The following is a 15,859-nucleotide window of genomic DNA, read 5'->3' on the forward strand; positions in this document are numbered from 1 at the left end:
GTGACCGTACCGCAAACCGACACAGGTGGGCAGGTAGAAGATACTAAGGCGCTTGAGAGAACTCAGGAGAAGGAACTCGGCAAATTGATACCGTAACTTCGGGAGAAGGTATGCCTCGGTAGCTTGTAGGAGTACATCCGAAGGGCGAAGAGGCCGCAGAGAATCGGTGGCTGCGACTGTTTATTAAAAACACAGCACTCTGCAAACACGAAAGTGGACGTATAGGGTGTGACGCCTGCCCGGTGCCGGAAGGTTAAGTGATGGGGTGCAAGCTCTTGATCGAAGCCCCGGTAAACGGCGGCCGTAACTATAACGGTCCTAAGGTAGCGAAATTCCTTGTCGGGTAAGTTCCGACCTGCACGAATGGCGTAACGATGGCCACACTGTCTCCTCCTGAGACTCAGCGAAGTTGAAGTGTTTGTGAAGATGCAATCTCCCCGCGGCTAGACGGAAAGACCCCATGAACCTTTACTGTAGCTTTGCATTGGACTTTGACGGGACTTGTGTAGGATAGGTGGGAGGCGATGAGACTGGGACGCTAGTTCCAGAGGAGCCGTCCTTGAAATACCACCCTGGTGTCGTTGAGGTTCTAACCTAGGTCTGTGAATCCAGATCGGGGACCGTGCATGGTAGGCAGTTTGACTGGGGCGGTCTCCTCCCAAAAGGTAACGGAGGAGTACGAAGGTCACCTAGGTACGGTCGGACATCGTACTGATAGTGCAATGGCAAAAGGTGGCTTGACTGCGAGACCGACAAGTCGAGCAGGTGCGAAAGCAGGTCATAGTGATCCGGTGGTTCTGTATGGAAGGGCCATCGCTCAACGGATAAAAGGTACTCTGGGGATAACAGGCTGATTCCGCCCAAGAGTTCACATCGACGGCGGAGTTTGGCACCTCGATGTCGGCTCATCACATCCTGGGGCTGTAGCCGGTCCCAAGGGTATGGCTGTTCGCCATTTAAAGTGGTACGTGAGCTGGGTTTAAAACGTCGTGAGACAGTTTGGTCCCTATCTGCCGTGGGCGCTGGATATTTGAGGGGGCCTGCTCCTAGTACGAGAGGACCGGAGTGGACGGATCTCTGGTGTACCGGTTGTGACGCCAGTCGCATCGCCGGGTAGCTAAATCCGGAAGAGATAACCGCTGAAAGCATCTAAGCGGGAAACTCGCCTCAAGATGAGATATCCCTGGGAACTCGATTCCCCTGAAGGGTCGTTGAAGACCACGACGTTGATAGGCTGGGTGTGGAAGCGCAGTAATGCGTTAAGCTAACCAGTACTAATTGCCCGTGAGGCTTGATCCTATAACCTTGCAAAATGCAAGGCGAACACCGCGCAAAGCGCAGTCACATACCCCAAAGAACACTTCTTCCCTTTGACGCTTCGACCGCGAAAACGCGGCAAGCGGTACAAGTTATAGTCTGACGACCATAGCGTCTTGGAACCACCCCTTCCCATCCCGAACAGGACCGTGAAACAAGACCGCGCCGATGATAGTGCACAACCGTGCGTGAAAGTAGGTCATCGTCAGACTTACCCATCAAAGCCCCCGCGCACTACTGCGCGGGGGCTTTATGTTTTTAAAGCTCCGAAACAAAGCACCCTCAAAGAAAAAACATCTCCTCCGTAAGCGTAAGCCCCCGGCCATCCCATCTTCCGCCAGACCCGTAGCTCGCTAAATATGGTGCCCACTACGCTTGGAAGACGCGACTCAACGGCGTTTCAGACCGTCGTGGTGGTGACTTTAGCCCCAAGCACATGAGTGGCCACCACGCAGTGTTCATCGCCGAGGATCATCAGCGCAAACAGGCGTTCGGCCAGCGTGCGGGTGTTGTCCATGCGCCAGGCGAGTTCCGGCGTGGCGGCCCAGTCGAGGACCACGAAATCCGCCTCGTGGCCGGGCTGGAAGCTGCCGATGTGCTCGTCCAGGTAGAGGGCGCGGGCGCCGCCGAGGGTGGCGAGATACCAGCCGCGCATGCCGGACAGCGGCGCGGCGTGGATCTGGCTGGCCTCGTAGGCCTGGCCGAGGGTGCGGATCAGGCTGAAGCTGGTGCCGCCGCCCACATCACTGGCGAGGCCGACGCGCATCCCCGCTGCGGTGCTGGCGGCGTAGTCGAAGGCGCCGCTGCCGAGGAAGAAGTTAGAGGTCGGGCAGAAGGCTGCGGCGGCGCCGGTGGTGGCCATCTCCCGACGCTCGGCCGGCGACAGGTGGATGCAGTGGCCGTAGATGCTGCGCGGGCCGAGCAGGCCATAGTGGGCGTAGACGTCCAGGTAACTGCTGCGCTCGGGAAAGAGTTCGCGCACCCAGGCGATCTCGGCCGGGTTCTCGGCCAGGTGGGTCTGCAGGTGCAGGTCGGGGCGGGATGCGAACAGCTCGCCGACGGCCTGCAGCTGTTCCGGCGTAGAGGTCGGCGCGAAGCGCGGCGTGAGGGTGTAGCGCAGACGCCCCCGGCCATGCCAGCGTTCGATCAGGGCCTGGCTGTCGGCGCGGCCGGAGACCGCGTCGTCGCGTAGATCGTCCGGGCAGTTGCGGTCCATCAGCACCTTGCCGCACAGCATGCGGAGCTTGCGCGCTGCTGAGGCCTCGAAGAAGGCATCCACCGAATGGGCATGCACGGTGGCGAACACCGATGCGGTAGTGGTGCCGTGGGCGAGCAGGCGCTGCACGACGAATTCCGCCGTGCGCTCGGCTACGCCGTAGTCGGCGAAGCGCGCCTCGGCAGGGAAGGTGTAGTCATTGAGCCAGTCCAGCAGCTGGCGGCCGAAGGAGCCGATCACCCCGGCCTGCGGGTAGTGGATGTGGGTGTCCACCAGGCCCGGCAGTACCAGGCGGTCGCGGTGGTCGTGGAAGACCGCTGATCGCCGAACTTCGGGCGGCATGTTGGCATTGATCGCCGACCATGGCCCGGCGGCATGGATGCGACCGTCCACGATCCACAGGGCGCCGTCGTCGAAGAACTCCCAGGCGCTCGGGTCGTCGCCGGGGCCGGGGTCGCTCAGGTAGTGCAGGATCTGGCCGCGCACGAGGATGTGCGCCTGGGCGGGGGTGGGCTGGTGCTGGGTCACAGGGCCTCCGCGAGTTGTCGGGCTAGGCGATTATGGTGGGCGAGTACGCCGGGCAGGTCTACCGTCTTCAGCGCGCCGTCCTCGACGACCCATTCGCCGTTGATGAGGCTCAGGTCCACTGCGTCCGGTGCGCAGAACACCAGCGCCGCCACCGGGTCGTGCACTGCGCCGCCGGCCAGTCGCAGGGTGTCGCTGCGGAAGGCTATCAGGTCCGCGCTCATGCCTGGCGCCAGCGCGCCGATGTCGTCGCGGCCGAGCACCTTGGCGCCGCCGAGGGTGGCCAGTTCGAGCGCCTGGCGGGCGTTCATCGCCGCCGGGCCGTGGCCGACCCGCGCCAGCAGCATGGCCTGGCGGGCCTCGCCGAGCATATCGGCGCCGTCGTTGGAGGCCGAGCCGTCCACCCCCAGCCCCACCGCCACGCCGGCCTCCCGCATCGCCGGAATCGGCGCGATGCCCGAGGCCAGGCGCATGTTGGAGCACGGGCAGTGGGCCACGCCGGTGCCGGTGCGGGCGAACAGCGCGATGCCGGCTTCGTCGAGTTTCACGCAGTGGGCGTGCCAAACGTCGTGGCCGACCCAGCCGAGGTTCTCGGCGTATTCGGCCGGCGTCATGCCGAAGCGCTCGCGGCTGTAGGCCACGTCGTTGTCGTTCTCGGCCAGGTGGGTGTGCATCGACACCCCGTAGCTGCGCGCCAGCAGCGCGGATTCGCGCATCAGGTCGGTGCTGACCGAGAACGGCGAGCACGGCGCCACGGCGATCCGCAACATCGCGTGGCGGGCCGGGTCGTGCCAGGTCTCGATCAGGCGGCGGCTGTCGGCGAGGATCGCCGCCTCGTCCTCCACCAGCGTGTCTGGCGGCAGCCCGCCCTTCGAGCGGCCGACGCTCATGCTGCCGCGGCAGGCGTGGAAGCGCATGCCGATCAGCGTCGCCGCCTCGATGCTGTCGTCCAGCCGGCTGCCGTTGGGGTAGAGGTAGAGGTGGTCCGACGAGGTGGTACAGCCGGACAGGATCAGCTCGGACATCGCGGTGAGGGTGGACACCCGGATCATCTCCGGCGTCAGCCCCGCCCACATGGGATAGAGCGTCTGCAGCCAGCCGAACAACTCCGCGTCCTGCGCACCGGGTACCGCGCGGGTGAGGCTCTGGTACATGTGGTGGTGAGTGTTCACCAGGCCGGGCAGCACGATGCGGCCGGACAGGTCGCGCACTTCGTCGGCGTGGGCAGGCAGTTCCGCGCTCGGGCCAACGGCTTCGATGACGCCGTCGCGGATGAACACCGCGCCGTCGGGGATCTCGCGGCGGGTGGCGTCCATGGTGACGAGGATGTCGGCGTGGTGGAGGAGGAGGGTTTTGCTCATCGTTTTTTGTTGCCCCGTCGGGGTTTCTTGATCAACAGCTTTCCATTTTTTTGCTTTACGTTGGCCGGGACTCGCCCCGGCGGGCGACCTTCTTTCTTGTCGCACGACAAGAAAGAAGGCAAAGAAACGTGCCCCGCTGCCGCGCCCCCTGCGGGGGTCCCCGAGCTCCGGGCGTGCCGGGCGGGGTCTGCGCAAACTCGCCCTGCGGGCTCAAACATGCGCAGCCCTTTTCCGCCCGCCCCACCCTCCGCTCGGCGCGTCAGAGGGGGAAAGGAAAGGCGGCCGCTCGGCGGCCGGTGCTACTGAAAGCGGGGCTATCGCAGGCTGGCCCTGAGTTTCTGGAACGGTGCGGTGAACTGTCCTCGGGCCGGACGCCTTCTGTCCAGCTACCGAAGGAGTGAGTTCAGGCGAGCTTTGAAGAGGTCCAGGTCTCACTTGAACTTTCCCGGCGTAGGGCTCAGCGATTTCACCGCTAGGGTGAAGCAGTTCATCTCCACGCTGAACTGCTTAATCTCGGACGGCAACCCGTTCAGTGCAAAGGTGAGCGAGTTCTCTTTGGATGTGAACCGGTTCTGCTCCCACCTGAACTTTTTCAGCGCCCAGCTCAGTGATTTCACTGCCAGGGTGAACCTGTTCAGCTCGAACCCGAACAAGTTGTCTTTCGGGGGGTAACTGGTTTCCCTCAAAGCCAACAGAGTTCTCCAACACGCTCCACTACCCACCCCAAGCCCCAGCAAACGCTCGGTGCCCACCAAAGCCCCACCCAACGACTACGGCATCCACGGCTTCCCCAACGAAGCCGGCAAATTCAACTGCAGCAGTCGCTTGTCCCGCGAGATCAGCACCAGCACCACCACTGTCGCCAGGTAGGGCAGCGCGGCGAGGAGCTGGACCGGCAGCGCGATGCCGAGGCCCTGGGCGTGGAACTGGAGAATCGTCACGCCGCCGAACAGCCAGGCACCGAGGAGCAGGCGGGTCGGGTTCCAGGTCGCGAAGACCACCAGCGCGATGGCGATCCAGCCCCGGCCGGCGACCATGTTCTGCACCCACAGCGGGGTGTAGACCGTGGACAGGTAGGCGCCTGCGACGCCGGCCATCGCGCCGCCGAACAGCGTGGCACCGTATCGGATGGCAATGACCGGGTAGCCGATCGCGTGGGCGGCGTCGGGGGCCTCGCCGACGGCCTTCAGCACGAGGCCGAGGCGGGTCTTCCGGAGCACCCACCAGACGATCGCGAAGGTGATCAGGCCCAGGTAGGTGACCGGGTCCTGGTGGAACAGGATGCGGCCGATCACCGGGATGTCCACCAGGCCGGGGATGTCCAGGGGCTGCAGGCCGGGCAGGCTGAAGCTCACGTAGTGCTGGCCGATGAAGGCCGACAGGCCCACCCCGAAGATGGTCAGCGCGAGGCCGCAGGCGGCCTGGTTGGCGGCCATCGACAGGGACAGCACGGCGAACACCAGCGCTGCCAGCATGCCGGCGACGGCACCGGCGGGCAGCCCGGCCAGCGCGCCGCCGCCGGAATCCGCCGCAGCGGCGAAGCCGGCGATGGCACCGATCAGCATCATGCCTTCGACGCCCAGGTTGATGACGCCGGTGCGCTCCGCTACCAGTTCGCCGAGGCCGGCGAAGATCAGCGGCGTGGCGGCGCCGAGGGTGCCGGCGAGGACGGGGATCAGGTGTTCGAGCATCGCGGGGTCCTTACGCGTAGGCGGGCTTGGGGCGGGGCTTGAGGCGGTAATCGACGAACACGTCGGCGCCGAGCAGGAAGAACAGCAACATGCCCTGGAACAGGCCGGTGATCGCCGCCGGCAGTTGCAGCGCCACCTGGGCCGCCTCGCCGCCCAGGTAGAGCAGGGCCATCAGCAGGCCGGCCAGCACGATGCCCACCGCGTTGAGGCGCCCCAGGTAGGCCACGATAATGGCGGCGAAGCCGTAGCCCGGCGAGATGTTGAGGTTGAGCTGGCCGACCGGCCCGGCCACTTCGCCAACCCCGGCGATGCCGGCGGTGAGGCCGGACAGCACCAGGCTGACCCACACCGTGCGCTGGGCCGAGAAGCCGGCGTAGCGGGCCGCCGCCGGGGCGAGGCCGCCGACGGTGAGCTGGTAGGCCAGGAAGCTGCGCGACGTGAAGATCCAGAAGGCCACCGAGGCGACGGCAGCGATGAGGATCGACGCATTGACGCGCATGCCCTCGAACCACGGGCTGAACAGGGCCGGGTCGCCGAACATGATGGACTGCGGGAAGTTCATCCCCTCCGGGTCGCGCCAGGGGCCGTTCACCATGTACGACAGCGTGAAGCTGGCGATGTAGGTGAGCATCAGCGTGGTGAGGGTCTCCTCCGCATTGAAGCGGGTCTTCAACAATGCAGGGACGGCGCCCCACAGCGCGCCGCCGATGGCACCGGCGACCACCATCAGTGGCAGCACCCACCAGGCATCCACGCCGTCGAGGGCGATTGCCACGCCGCCACCGGCCAGTGCGCCGACGATCAACTGGCCTTCTGCGCCGATGTTGTAGATGCGTGCCCGGAAGCCGATCGCCAGGCCTTGGGCGATGAGGATCAGCGGGCCGGCCTTGACCATCAGCTCGCTCCAGCCGTTGCCCGACGACAGGGGCTGGACGAAGAACACCGTGAAGGCTTCGACGGGATTCTTGCCGAGGGCCAGGAACAGCAGGGAGCCGACCGCCAGGGTCAGGCCGATGGCGATCAGCGGCGACAGCAGGCGCATCCGCGCCGATGGCGTGGGGCGGGGTTCAAGCAGTGGCATGGGCGGGTTCCTTGTCGGCGGGGGCGAACAGGCCGGACATCTGCATGCCGATCTTCTCGGCGTTGGTTTCGGCCTTCGGCACGGCGGGGCCGAGGCGGCCTTCGGCCAGCACGGCGATGCGGTCGCAGATCTCGAACAGCTCTTCCAGCTCCTCCGATATCACCAGGATCGCCACACCCTGGCGGGACAGGTCGATCAGGGTCTGGCGCAGGAAGGCGGCGGCGCCGACGTCCACGCCCCAGGTGGGCTGGGCGACGACCATCGCGATGGGCTGCTGCATGATCTCGCGGCCGACGATGAACTTCTGCAGGTTGCCGCCGGACAGGCTGCGCGCCGCCGCGCCGGGGCCGCCGCAGCGCACGTCGAAGCGTTCGATGCAGCGCTTGGCGAAGTCCCAGGCGGCCTGCGGGCGCAGGAAGCCTTTCTTGACCAGGCCCTGGCGCTGGGCGGTGAGGGTCGCGTTGTCGGCCAGTGACATGGACGGTACTGCGCCGCGGCCGAGGCGTTCTTCCGGCACGAAGGCCAGCCCGTGCTTGCGGCGGCGGCCGGCGTCCAGGTGGCCGACTGGCAGGCCGACCAGCTTGACGGCTTCCGGCGTGCTGGTGGTCTCGCCGGACAGGGCGGCCAGCAGCTCGGCCTGGCCGTTGCCGGAAATGCCGGCGATGCCGAGGATCTCGCCGCGGTGCACTTCCAGCTCGATGTCCTGCAGGCGGGTGCCGAAGGGATCGTCGGGCACCAAGGACAGCTTGTGCACCGTCAGCGCCGGGGTGGCGATGCCGGTATAGGCGGGCACTTCGCAGACCGGCAGCTCGCGGCCGATCATCATGCGCGCCAGGCTGGCCGGGGTTTCCCGCGACGGGGTGGCGGTGCCGGTGACCTTGCCGCCACGCATGACCGTGGCGCTGAGGCACAGGCTCTGGATCTCGTGCAGCTTGTGGCTGATGTAGAGGATGCTGACGCCCTCGGCGGCCAGCCGGCGCAGGGTCTCGAAGAGCTTCTGCACGGCCTGCGGGGTGAGCACCGAGGTCGGTTCGTCGAGGATCAGCAGCTGGGGTTGCTGCAGCAGGCAGCGCACGATCTCGACGCGCTGGCGTTCGCCGACCGACAGGCTATGCACCAGCCGGTCCGGGTCCAGCGGCAGGCCGTAGCGGGTGGACACTTCCTTCACGCGGACCGCCAGGGCCTTGAGGTCGAAGGGCTCGTCGAGGGCCAGCGCGATGTTCTCGACGACGCTCAGCGTCTCGAACAGGGAGAAGTGCTGGAACACCATGCCGATGCCTAGCCGGCGCGCCTCGGCGGGATTGGTGACGACCACCTCGCGGCCGTTCCACTGGATCTGGCCGGCGTCGGCCTGCACCGCGCCGTAGATGATCTTCATCAGGGTGCTCTTGCCGGCGCCGTTCTCGCCGAGCACCGCATGGATCTCGCCGGGGCCGACCTTGAGGTTGATGCCGTCGTTGGCGACCACACTCGGGTAGCGCTTGGTGATGCCTGAGAGTTCCAGGCGTGGGGTGCCGGCCGGCGGGCCGCTGAAGGGGGGAGGGGGTGTGCTCACAGGCGGGCTCCTGACAGCAGGAAGGGCGTGATGCGTAGCGGACGGGATGCTTCGGCGACGGCCTGGCGTGCCTCGCGGACCTGCAGCAGCTGGGCTGCCACCGAGGCGGCGATGACTGCCGGCTCCTTGCCGCGGATGCCTGGCACGCCGATCGGGCAGCTCATGTCGAGCAGCCGGGCCGGGTCGATGCCGCGGGCGATCAGGCGGTGCTCGAAGCGGGCGCGCTTGGAGGCCGAGCCGATCAGGCCGAAAAAGGCGAAGTCGTGGCGGGCCAGGATCGCTTCGCACAGCTCGAAGTCGAGGCCGTGGTCGTGGGTCAGCACCAGGAAGTAGGCGCCCGGTGGCGCGGCACGGACCTCGGCGGTGGGCGTGTCGGTGCCGATGGCTTCGGTGCCGGCCGGCAGCTCGGCGGGGAAGATGGAGTCCCGGTTGTCCACCCAGTTGATCTGGGCGCCCAGTGGTGCCAGCGCGCGGGCGATGGCCTCGCCGACGTGACCGGCGCCGAACAGTACGACCGGGAAGTGGATCGCACGGATCTGTTGTTCGAACTGCCAGTGGCCGCCGTCGGACCAGAAGTGGGCCGGGTCGCGCTTGCCATGTTCGTCGGTGCTCAGGGACCACAGGGAGCCTTCGTCGCCGGACAGCAGGCGGCGCTGCAGGCTCTGGCCGGCCACAACCGCTTTGGCGCGGGCCTGCCAGCTGGCGGCCTCGCGGGCTTCTATGCGTTCCAGCGCCAGCCACACCACGCCGCCGCAGCACTGGCCGAGGGAGGCGCCGAGGGCGCAGCGCATCACGTGTGGGTGGCCGCCCTTGCTCAACAGATCGCGGGCGGCGGCGGTGGCCAGCCATTCCAGGTGGCCGCCGCCGATGGTGTCGGCGGTGGCATTGCGCCCGACCAGCATGGTGGCGCCGGCTTCCCGCGGCGTCGAGCCGTCGGCCCGCACCACGGTGACGAGGACTGCCGGCTGGCCTGCCGCCAGCCAGTCGGCAAGGGTGGGGAGCCAGTCGTTCATGGGGACACCTCCGGAAGCGTAGCGGGGAAGGAGTGCATCACAGGCGACCTCCGTGCAGCGCGCGCAGGATTGCCTCCGGCGTGGCCGGCGCGTCCAGTTGCGGGCGGGCGCCGGGGCCAAGGGCCGCTGCCACCGCGTCGCGCAGCGCGAAGAACACCGAGAAAGCCAGCATCAGCGGTGGCTCGCCGACCGCCTTGGAGCGGTGGATGCTGTCCTCCACGTTGGCGTTGTCGAACAGGCGCACGTTGAAGACCGGCGGCAGGTCGGATACCGCCGGAATCTTGTAGGTGGATGGGGCGTGGGTGGCGAGGCGGCCAGCCTGGGGGCCGTCGGGCTGATAGACGAGCTCCTCGGTGGTCAGCCAGCCCATGCCCTGAATGAAGCCGCCCTCGATCTGGCCGATGTCGATGGCCGGGTTGATCGAGCGGCCGACGTCGTGAAGGATGTCCACGCGCAGCACACGGTTCTCGCCGGTGAGGGTGTCGATGGCCACCTCGGCCAGCGCGGCGCCGTAGGAGAAGTAGTAGAACGGCCGGCCCTGCATGGTGACCGGGTCGTAATGGATCTTGGGGGTCTTGTAGAAGCCGGCGTCCCACAGCTGCACGCGGGCCCGGTAGGCGTCGGCGACGACCTTGGCGAAGGGCGCGTCGAAGCCCGGCGCGCTGACCAGGCCGGCGGCGAAGACCACTGCGTCGTCGCTGACCCCCAGCCGCTCGGCGACGAAGCCGGCGATGCGCCGGCGGATCGCCTGGCAGGCGGCCTGGGCGGCCTTGCCGTTGAGGTCGGTGCCGGAGGACGCGGCGGTGGCCGAGGTGTTGGGCACCCTGCTGGTGTCGGTGGAGGACAGGCGCACGTCGTCGATCGGCAGGCCGAATTCCTGGGCGACGATCTGGCGGACCTTGGTGTACAAGCCCTGGCCCATCTCGGTGCCGCCGTGGCTGACCAGCACGGTGCCGTCGTTATACACATGCACTAGCGCGCCGGCCTGGTTGTAGAAGGTGGCGGTGAAGGAGATGCCGAACTTCACCGGCGTCAGCGCCAGGCCTTTCTTGAGCAGCGGGCTGGCGGCGTTGAAGGCGTCGATGGCGGCGCGGCGCTCGGCGTAGCGGGCGTCGGCGGCCAGCTGGGCGACCAGCGGGTGGAGGATGTTGTCTTCCACCTTCATGCCGTAGTGGGTGACGTTGCGCTCGCTGCCGGCGCTGTCGCCGTAGAAGTTGGCCTGGCGTACCGTCAGTGGGTCGCGGCCGAGGTGGCGGGCGATGTCGTCGATCACCGATTCGATGGCAAACATGCCCTGCGGCCCGCCGAAGCCGCGGAAGGCGGTGTTGGAGACGGTGTGGGTGCGCCCGCGCAGGCTCAGGATGGACACCGCGTCCAGGTAGTAGGCGTTGTCGGCGTGGAAGATCGCGCGGTCGTTCACCGGGCCCGACAGGTCCGCCGAGAAGCCGCAGCGGGAGGCCAGCAGCAGCTTGAGCCCGGCGATGCGGCCGGCGGCGTCGAAGCCCACGTCGTACTCGATGTGGAAGTCGTGGCGCTTGCCGGTGATGCGCATATCGTCGTCCCGGTCGAGGCGCAGCTTGACGGCACGCCCGCTGAGGCGGGACAGCACAGCGGCGATGCAGGCGATCTGGGCCGACTGGCTTTCCTTACCGCCGAAGCCGCCGCCCATGCGCCGGCATTCGGCGGTGACCTGGTGCACCCGCCAGCCGAGCGCGTGGGCGACCATGTGCTGCATCTCGGTGGGGTGCTGGGTGGAGGTGAGGACGCGCATCGTGTCGTCCTCCAGCGGGATCGCGCAGGCGATCTGGCCTTCCAGGTAGAAGTGTTCCTGTCCGCCGAGCTGGACTTCGCCACGCAGGCGGTGGGGCGCGGTTTCAAGGGCGGCGACCGCGTCGCCACGGCTCACCTCGACTGGCGGTAGTACCCAGGATTCGGCCTCGGCGGCGGCTTCGGCGCTCAGCAGGGCTGGCAGAGGCGTCACCTCGACGCGCGCCAGGCGGGCCGCCTTGCGGGCCAGTTCGTGGCTGTCGGCGGCGACGGCGAACAGCGGCTGGCCGTGGAAGAGGATCTCGCCGTCGCACAGAATCGGATCGTCGTGCTTGACCGGGCCGCAGTCGTTGATGCCGGGAATGTCGTCGGCGGTGATGACCGCCCGTACGCCGGGGGCGGCGCGCACGGCGGACAGGTCGAGGGTCTTGATGCGGCCGTGGGCGATGTCCGACAGACCCAGTGCGGCATGCAGCGTGCCGGCTGGCACCGGGATGTCGTCCACATAGGTGGCGCGGCCGCTGACGTGCAGATGGGCGCTCTCGTGGGGCAGGCCAGCACCGACGGCGGGGGGCGGGTTGTGGTTGGGGGCGTTCATGGCAGCACCTCAAGTTCGGCCAGGCATGTCGGTGCCGTGCCCGCGGTGCCTTCCAGCCAAAAGCGGTGCAGCAGGCCGCCGGCCACCTGGCGGCGGTAGGTGGCCGAGGCGCGCATGTCGTCGAGGGGGGTGTATTCGTTGGCGAGCACGTCGGCGGCGGTGTCCACGGTGGTCTGGCCCCACAGCTTGCCGGTCAGGAACTTCTCGGTGGTGCGGGCCCGCTGTGGGGTGGCGGCCACGCCACCGAAGGCGATGCGGGCTTCGGTGACGACGCCATCTACGACGCTCAGCGCAAAGGCGCCGCACACCGCAGAGATGTCCTGGTCGACGCGCTTGGAGATCTTCCAGGTGCGGAAGCGGCGCTCCGCCGGCTGGGGCGGAACGTGCAGCGCCAGCACGAATTCGCCGGCTTCCAGGGCGGTCTTCTGGTAGGCCAGGTAGAAGTCCTCGAGGGGCAGTTGGCGCACCCGTTCGCCCTTGCGCAGCAGGATCTGAGCGTTCATTGCAATGAGGCCGGGCATCGAGTCGCCGATCGGCGATCCGTTGGCCACGTTGCCGCCCAGGGTGCCGGCGTTGCGTACCGGAGTGGAGGCAAAGCGGCGGGCCAGCTCGGTCCACGCCGGTTCGAAGGCGCTGAGGGCGTCGAAGGCGTCGGTGAGGCTGGCACCGGCGCCAATAAAGAGGCCGTCAGCGTCGGTGCGGATCGCCTTCAGCTCGGGCACAGCACCCGCGTAGATGAGGTCGCCGAGCTCGCGCAGCTGCTTGGTGACCCACAGGCCGACGTCGGTACCGCCGGCCAGCAGGCGTGCGTCGGGTGCGGCGAGACGGGCTTCGGCCAGCTCGGGCAAGCTGCGCGGGGCGAGGAAACGCTGGCCGGCGGCGCGGTAATCGAGGGGCGGCAACGCGGCCAAGGGCGCCAGTGCGGCGAGAATCGCCGGCCGGTCGAGGCCGACGCGGGGCTGCTCGTAGGCGGCCGGTACGGCGTCAACGATGGGCCGGTAGCCAGTACAGCGACACAGGTTGCCGGACAGTGCGTCGCAGACGGCGGCCCTGTCCGGGCATTCCGGGTTGTTCTCGTAAAGGGCGAACAAGGACATGGCGAAGCCCGGCGTGCAGAAGCCGCACTGGGACGCGTGGGTATCCACCAGTGCCTGTTGGACCGGATGCAGCAGGCCGGTAATGCCGAGGCCGTTGATGCCGGCCAGGTCCTCGATGGTGAACAAGGCTTTGCCGTCGAGGGTTGGCAGGAACTGGATACAGGCATTCACCGCGCGCAGCTGCAGCTCGCCGCCGATGTTCTCGCCGAGCACCACCGTGCACGCTCCGCAGTCCCCTTCCGCGCAGCCTTCCTTGGTGCCGGTGGCGTGTGCGTCCTCGCGCAGGAACTGCAGTACCGTGCGCGTCGGTGGAGCATCGGCGATCTGCCGGATCTCGCCGCGGAAGTAGAACTGGATGGGACGTTCGCTCATGGTGCTGACTCATGCATGCCGGCGTGCCGGGATGATTTCAAGTTAACACATGGCGCGCTGCCCTGCTGCCGGTGCCGGCGTATAAGGAATATGGGCAAAGCTGAATGAGCGCGCAGGTGCTCCGAACCCCTGGGGGCCCCGGCCAGTCAAAAGCTGTTGTTTGGCTGGAGAGTGGATCATGCTCAATCCAGCGTTGGACAAGCAGTTTGCCGGTTCGATTCCGCACCTGTACCAGACCTACATGGTGCCGACCATCTTTGCCCCTTACGTGGAGGACCTGGCCGGCCGTCTGCGCGGGCGCGGCCTGGGCCGGGTGCTGGAAGTGGCGGCGGGAACAGGGGTGTGGTGACCCGGGCGCTGGCCTTCTGCCAGGGCACGCCGCTACGCAACGAGATTGACGCGCGCGATCCCGCCAAACTGGAGGTCGCCATACGGGTCAGCGCCGAGGCCTTGCAGTCCCGTTTTGGAGCAGGGCCGCTGGAAGGCAAGATCCAGGCGCACGTGGTGACCGTCGAGCACTGATCGGCGGGGTTCAGCCGCGCCCGCGTAGGATGCGCTCCATGCCGGCCATCACGGTCAGGTTGGCTTCTTCCATGCGGCCGAGGGCGTCGAGGGCGCCGCTGAAGTCACCGCTGCGATAGCGTTCCACCGCACGACGGGCGTAGTCGTGCACGGCCTTGTGTGGCGCTTCCATGTCCCGGTAACCGGGCAGGCGCGAGAACTCGGTGCGGCCTTCGCCTTCGTAGTACCAGCGGCCGAGGCGGCACTGGGTCTCGTCGGGCAGGTCGCGCGGCTGCAGGTCGGAGAGGCCCAGCAGCACCTTGTACACCTCCAGCTTGAGGGTCAGCTCCTCGATGTTGGCCAGCTCGGCGTTGGCCAGCTGCGACGAGGTGGCGATGCTGTCCTGCATGTGGCGGGACAGGCCGAACAGGCGTTGCATGCTGTGCATCGCCGCCTCGCTGTCTGCGCCGTGGCTGGCCGCGTCGCCGGCGCCGATCTCCATGATCTTGCGGGCTTCACCGGTTTCGGCTTGGATGCCGGTGACCAGGCCGCCGATCTCGGTGGTGGCCTTGGCGGTTCGTTCGGCGAGTTTGCGCACTTCGTCGGCGACTACCGCGAAGCCGCGCCCGGCTTCACCGGCCCGCGCCGCCTCGATGGCCGCGTTGAGGGCCAGCAGATTGGTTTGCTCGGCGATCTCGCGGATCAACCGGACGATGCCGCCGATTTCCGTGGCCCGCTGGGATAAGCCCTCGACGCTGTGGCCGGCGGCCTGGATGCGTTCGAACATCGTGCGCAGGTTGCCGGTGATCTTCTCGAAGGCAGTCCGGTTGGCGTCGGACTCGCGGGCGGCGGTCTGTGCCGAAGCCCGGTCTTCGCCGAGCTGCTCCGACAGGCCGGCGAAGGACTGGCGGATGCCAGCCAGGGACTCGCCGAAACGCGGGATGTTCCCGACCACGCCGTCGAGCAGGGTCTGGCGTGCGGCGAGGTGCTGTCCGTCTGCTTCGGCACGGGCCAGGTGTCGTTGCAGGTCGGCCAGTTCGTCGCGCAAGGCTTGGTTCTGGGCCTTGAGGGCGGCGTTATCGGCGAGGGCGATGGCCAGTTCGCGCCGGGTTTTCGAACCGAGCATGGGGTGTGCTTCCTGAGGGGTAATGTTGAGTAATTTGATCGGGTATTGCGTCGCAGGCCTTGATCCGCATCAAGGTAGTGCGGAGATTGCGGATGCTGCGCTTGGCCTCAGGCGTCGCCGGTGGCGGGGGTTGCGGGCGGAAACAGGCGGATCGTCTGCCATTCGCCGCGCGGCCCGCGTTTGATGAGGTCGGCCAGCGTGTAGCCATCCATCACCTTGAGTAGCGCTGTGAGGGCTTCCTGCAGAATGCCCTGCAGTTCGCAGTCCCCGCCGAGGCGGCAGGAAGACGCGTCGCCCATGCACTCGACCAGCGCGAAGTCAGTCTCGGTCTGGCGGATCACGTCGCCGAGGACGATCTTGCCCGGATCGCGGGCCAGCCGCATGCCGCCGCCCTTGCCGCGCTGGGTGTCGATGAAGCCGCCGCGCGACAGATGGTGGGCCACCTTCATCAGGTGGTTCTCGGAGATGCCATGGGCCTGCGCGATCTCCCCGATGGTCACCAGGCGCTCGCGTTCCGCGCCCACGTACATCAGCGTGCGCAGGCAGTAGTCGGTAAAGGTGCTCAGTCGCATCGGCGCTTCCGTTGGGTAGTTCAAAAGATGTACGCAGAATGTTGATTATCACCCAGCCGATTGTTAG

The 15,859-nt window shown here is 67.2% G+C and carries 13 protein-coding genes and 2 rRNA genes (1 of these 15 cut by a window edge); 4 read left to right on the forward strand and 11 right to left on the reverse strand.

The annotated features are described in order from the left end of the window. Together AC1PPK_RS05345 and rrf are read left to right on the forward strand one after the other, a co-directional pair. Nucleotides 1-1,299, forward strand: a 23S ribosomal RNA gene (locus tag AC1PPK_RS05345) (it extends 1,584 nt beyond the left edge of the window). Between the two features lie 116 nt (nucleotides 1,300-1,415). Beyond that, nucleotides 1,416-1,528 (forward strand): 5S ribosomal RNA (gene rrf, locus AC1PPK_RS05350). Between the two features lie 189 nt (nucleotides 1,529-1,717). Here the strand turns inward: rrf and guaD are convergent. The 9 genes from guaD to xdhA form a co-directional block, all read right to left on the reverse strand. After that, nucleotides 1,718-3,061: a guanine deaminase gene (gene guaD / locus AC1PPK_RS05355; protein WP_481116801.1), complete on the reverse strand. Its 1,344-nt coding sequence runs from the start codon at nucleotides 3,059-3,061 to the stop codon at nucleotides 1,718-1,720. Beyond that, entirely contained in the window at nucleotides 3,058-4,419 is a 1,362-nt protein-coding gene (locus tag AC1PPK_RS05360; RefSeq protein WP_481116802.1) for an 8-oxoguanine deaminase, read from the reverse strand. The genes guaD and AC1PPK_RS05360 overlap by 4 nt, the downstream gene beginning before the upstream one ends. Nucleotides 4,420-4,850: 431 nt before the next feature. Then, nucleotides 4,851-5,111 carry a hypothetical protein gene (locus AC1PPK_RS05365; RefSeq protein WP_481116803.1) on the reverse strand — a complete coding sequence of 87 codons (261 nt, stop codon included), beginning with the start codon at nucleotides 5,109-5,111 and terminating at the stop codon, nucleotides 4,851-4,853. A gap of 78 nt (nucleotides 5,112-5,189) precedes the next feature. Continuing rightward, nucleotides 5,190-6,110 (reverse strand): ABC transporter permease, encoded by a 921-nt coding sequence (locus AC1PPK_RS05370; protein ID WP_481116804.1) that lies wholly within the window; start codon nucleotides 6,108-6,110, stop codon nucleotides 5,190-5,192. 10 nt (nucleotides 6,111-6,120) lie between these two features. Continuing rightward, nucleotides 6,121-7,191: an ABC transporter permease gene (locus tag AC1PPK_RS05375; RefSeq protein WP_481116805.1), complete on the reverse strand. Its 1,071-nt coding sequence runs from the start codon at nucleotides 7,189-7,191 to the stop codon at nucleotides 6,121-6,123. Further along, nucleotides 7,178-8,746, reverse strand: coding sequence for an ABC transporter ATP-binding protein (locus AC1PPK_RS05380; RefSeq protein ID WP_481116806.1), 1,569 nt, complete (start codon nucleotides 8,744-8,746; stop codon nucleotides 7,178-7,180). The genes AC1PPK_RS05375 and AC1PPK_RS05380 overlap by 14 nt, the downstream gene beginning before the upstream one ends. Next, nucleotides 8,743-9,759: a xanthine dehydrogenase accessory protein XdhC gene (xdhC, locus tag AC1PPK_RS05385; protein WP_481116807.1), complete on the reverse strand. Its 1,017-nt coding sequence runs from the start codon at nucleotides 9,757-9,759 to the stop codon at nucleotides 8,743-8,745. The genes AC1PPK_RS05380 and xdhC overlap by 4 nt, the downstream gene beginning before the upstream one ends. Before the next feature lie 37 nt (nucleotides 9,760-9,796). Next, a complete protein-coding gene (xdhB, locus tag AC1PPK_RS05390; RefSeq protein WP_481116808.1) occupies nucleotides 9,797-12,124 on the reverse strand; it encodes a xanthine dehydrogenase molybdopterin binding subunit in 2,328 nt (775 codons plus the stop codon). Continuing rightward, nucleotides 12,121-13,593 (reverse strand): xanthine dehydrogenase small subunit, encoded by a 1,473-nt coding sequence (gene xdhA, locus AC1PPK_RS05395; protein ID WP_481116809.1) that lies wholly within the window; start codon nucleotides 13,591-13,593, stop codon nucleotides 12,121-12,123. Before xdhA ends, xdhB begins: the two co-directional genes overlap by 4 nt. A gap of 178 nt (nucleotides 13,594-13,771) precedes the next feature. Here xdhA and AC1PPK_RS05400 point away from each other — a divergent pair, with 178 nt between their 5' ends. Both AC1PPK_RS05400 and AC1PPK_RS05405 read left to right on the forward strand, forming a co-directional pair. Next, nucleotides 13,772-13,942 (forward strand): hypothetical protein, encoded by a 171-nt coding sequence (locus AC1PPK_RS05400; protein ID WP_481116810.1) that lies wholly within the window; start codon nucleotides 13,772-13,774, stop codon nucleotides 13,940-13,942. Further along, nucleotides 13,939-14,115 (forward strand): hypothetical protein, encoded by a 177-nt coding sequence (locus AC1PPK_RS05405; protein ID WP_481116811.1) that lies wholly within the window; start codon nucleotides 13,939-13,941, stop codon nucleotides 14,113-14,115. The genes AC1PPK_RS05400 and AC1PPK_RS05405 overlap by 4 nt, the downstream gene beginning before the upstream one ends. A gap of 10 nt (nucleotides 14,116-14,125) precedes the next feature. Here the strand turns inward: AC1PPK_RS05405 and AC1PPK_RS05410 are convergent, their stop codons facing one another. Together AC1PPK_RS05410 and AC1PPK_RS05415 are read right to left on the reverse strand one after the other, a co-directional pair. Then, the gene (locus AC1PPK_RS05410) at nucleotides 14,126-15,220 is read right to left on the reverse strand and encodes a methyl-accepting chemotaxis protein (protein WP_481116812.1); all 1,095 of its coding nucleotides are present in this window, start codon (nucleotides 15,218-15,220) and stop codon (nucleotides 14,126-14,128) included. 107 nt (nucleotides 15,221-15,327) lie between these two features. Further along, nucleotides 15,328-15,792, reverse strand: coding sequence for an RrF2 family transcriptional regulator (locus tag AC1PPK_RS05415; RefSeq protein WP_481116813.1), 465 nt, complete (start codon nucleotides 15,790-15,792; stop codon nucleotides 15,328-15,330). Nucleotides 15,793-15,859: the final 67 nt, after the last annotated feature.

It is taken from the genome of Zoogloea sp. JDB1, assembly GCF_056724025.1.

Excerpts from the sequence above, each read along its gene's own strand:
- AC1PPK_RS05360 (WP_481116802.1), bottom strand. The coding sequence starts at position 4,419 with ATGAGCAAAACCCTCCTCCTCCACCACGCCGACATCCTCGTCACCATG.
- AC1PPK_RS05370 (WP_481116804.1), bottom strand. The coding sequence starts at position 6,110 with ATGCTCGAACACCTGATCCCCGTCCTCGCCGGCACCCTCGGCGCCGCC.
- AC1PPK_RS05375 (WP_481116805.1), bottom strand. The coding sequence starts at position 7,191 with ATGCCACTGCTTGAACCCCGCCCCACGCCATCGGCGCGGATGCGCCTG.
- xdhC (WP_481116807.1), bottom strand. The coding sequence starts at position 9,759 with ATGAACGACTGGCTCCCCACCCTTGCCGACTGGCTGGCGGCAGGCCAG.
- xdhB (WP_481116808.1), bottom strand. The coding sequence starts at position 12,124 with ATGAACGCCCCCAACCACAACCCGCCCCCCGCCGTCGGTGCTGGCCTG.
- xdhA (WP_481116809.1), bottom strand. The coding sequence starts at position 13,593 with ATGAGCGAACGTCCCATCCAGTTCTACTTCCGCGGCGAGATCCGGCAG.
- AC1PPK_RS05400 (WP_481116810.1), top strand. The coding sequence starts at position 13,772 with ATGCTCAATCCAGCGTTGGACAAGCAGTTTGCCGGTTCGATTCCGCAC.
- AC1PPK_RS05410 (WP_481116812.1), bottom strand. The coding sequence starts at position 15,220 with ATGCTCGGTTCGAAAACCCGGCGCGAACTGGCCATCGCCCTCGCCGAT.
- AC1PPK_RS05415 (WP_481116813.1), bottom strand. The coding sequence starts at position 15,792 with ATGCGACTGAGCACCTTTACCGACTACTGCCTGCGCACGCTGATGTAC.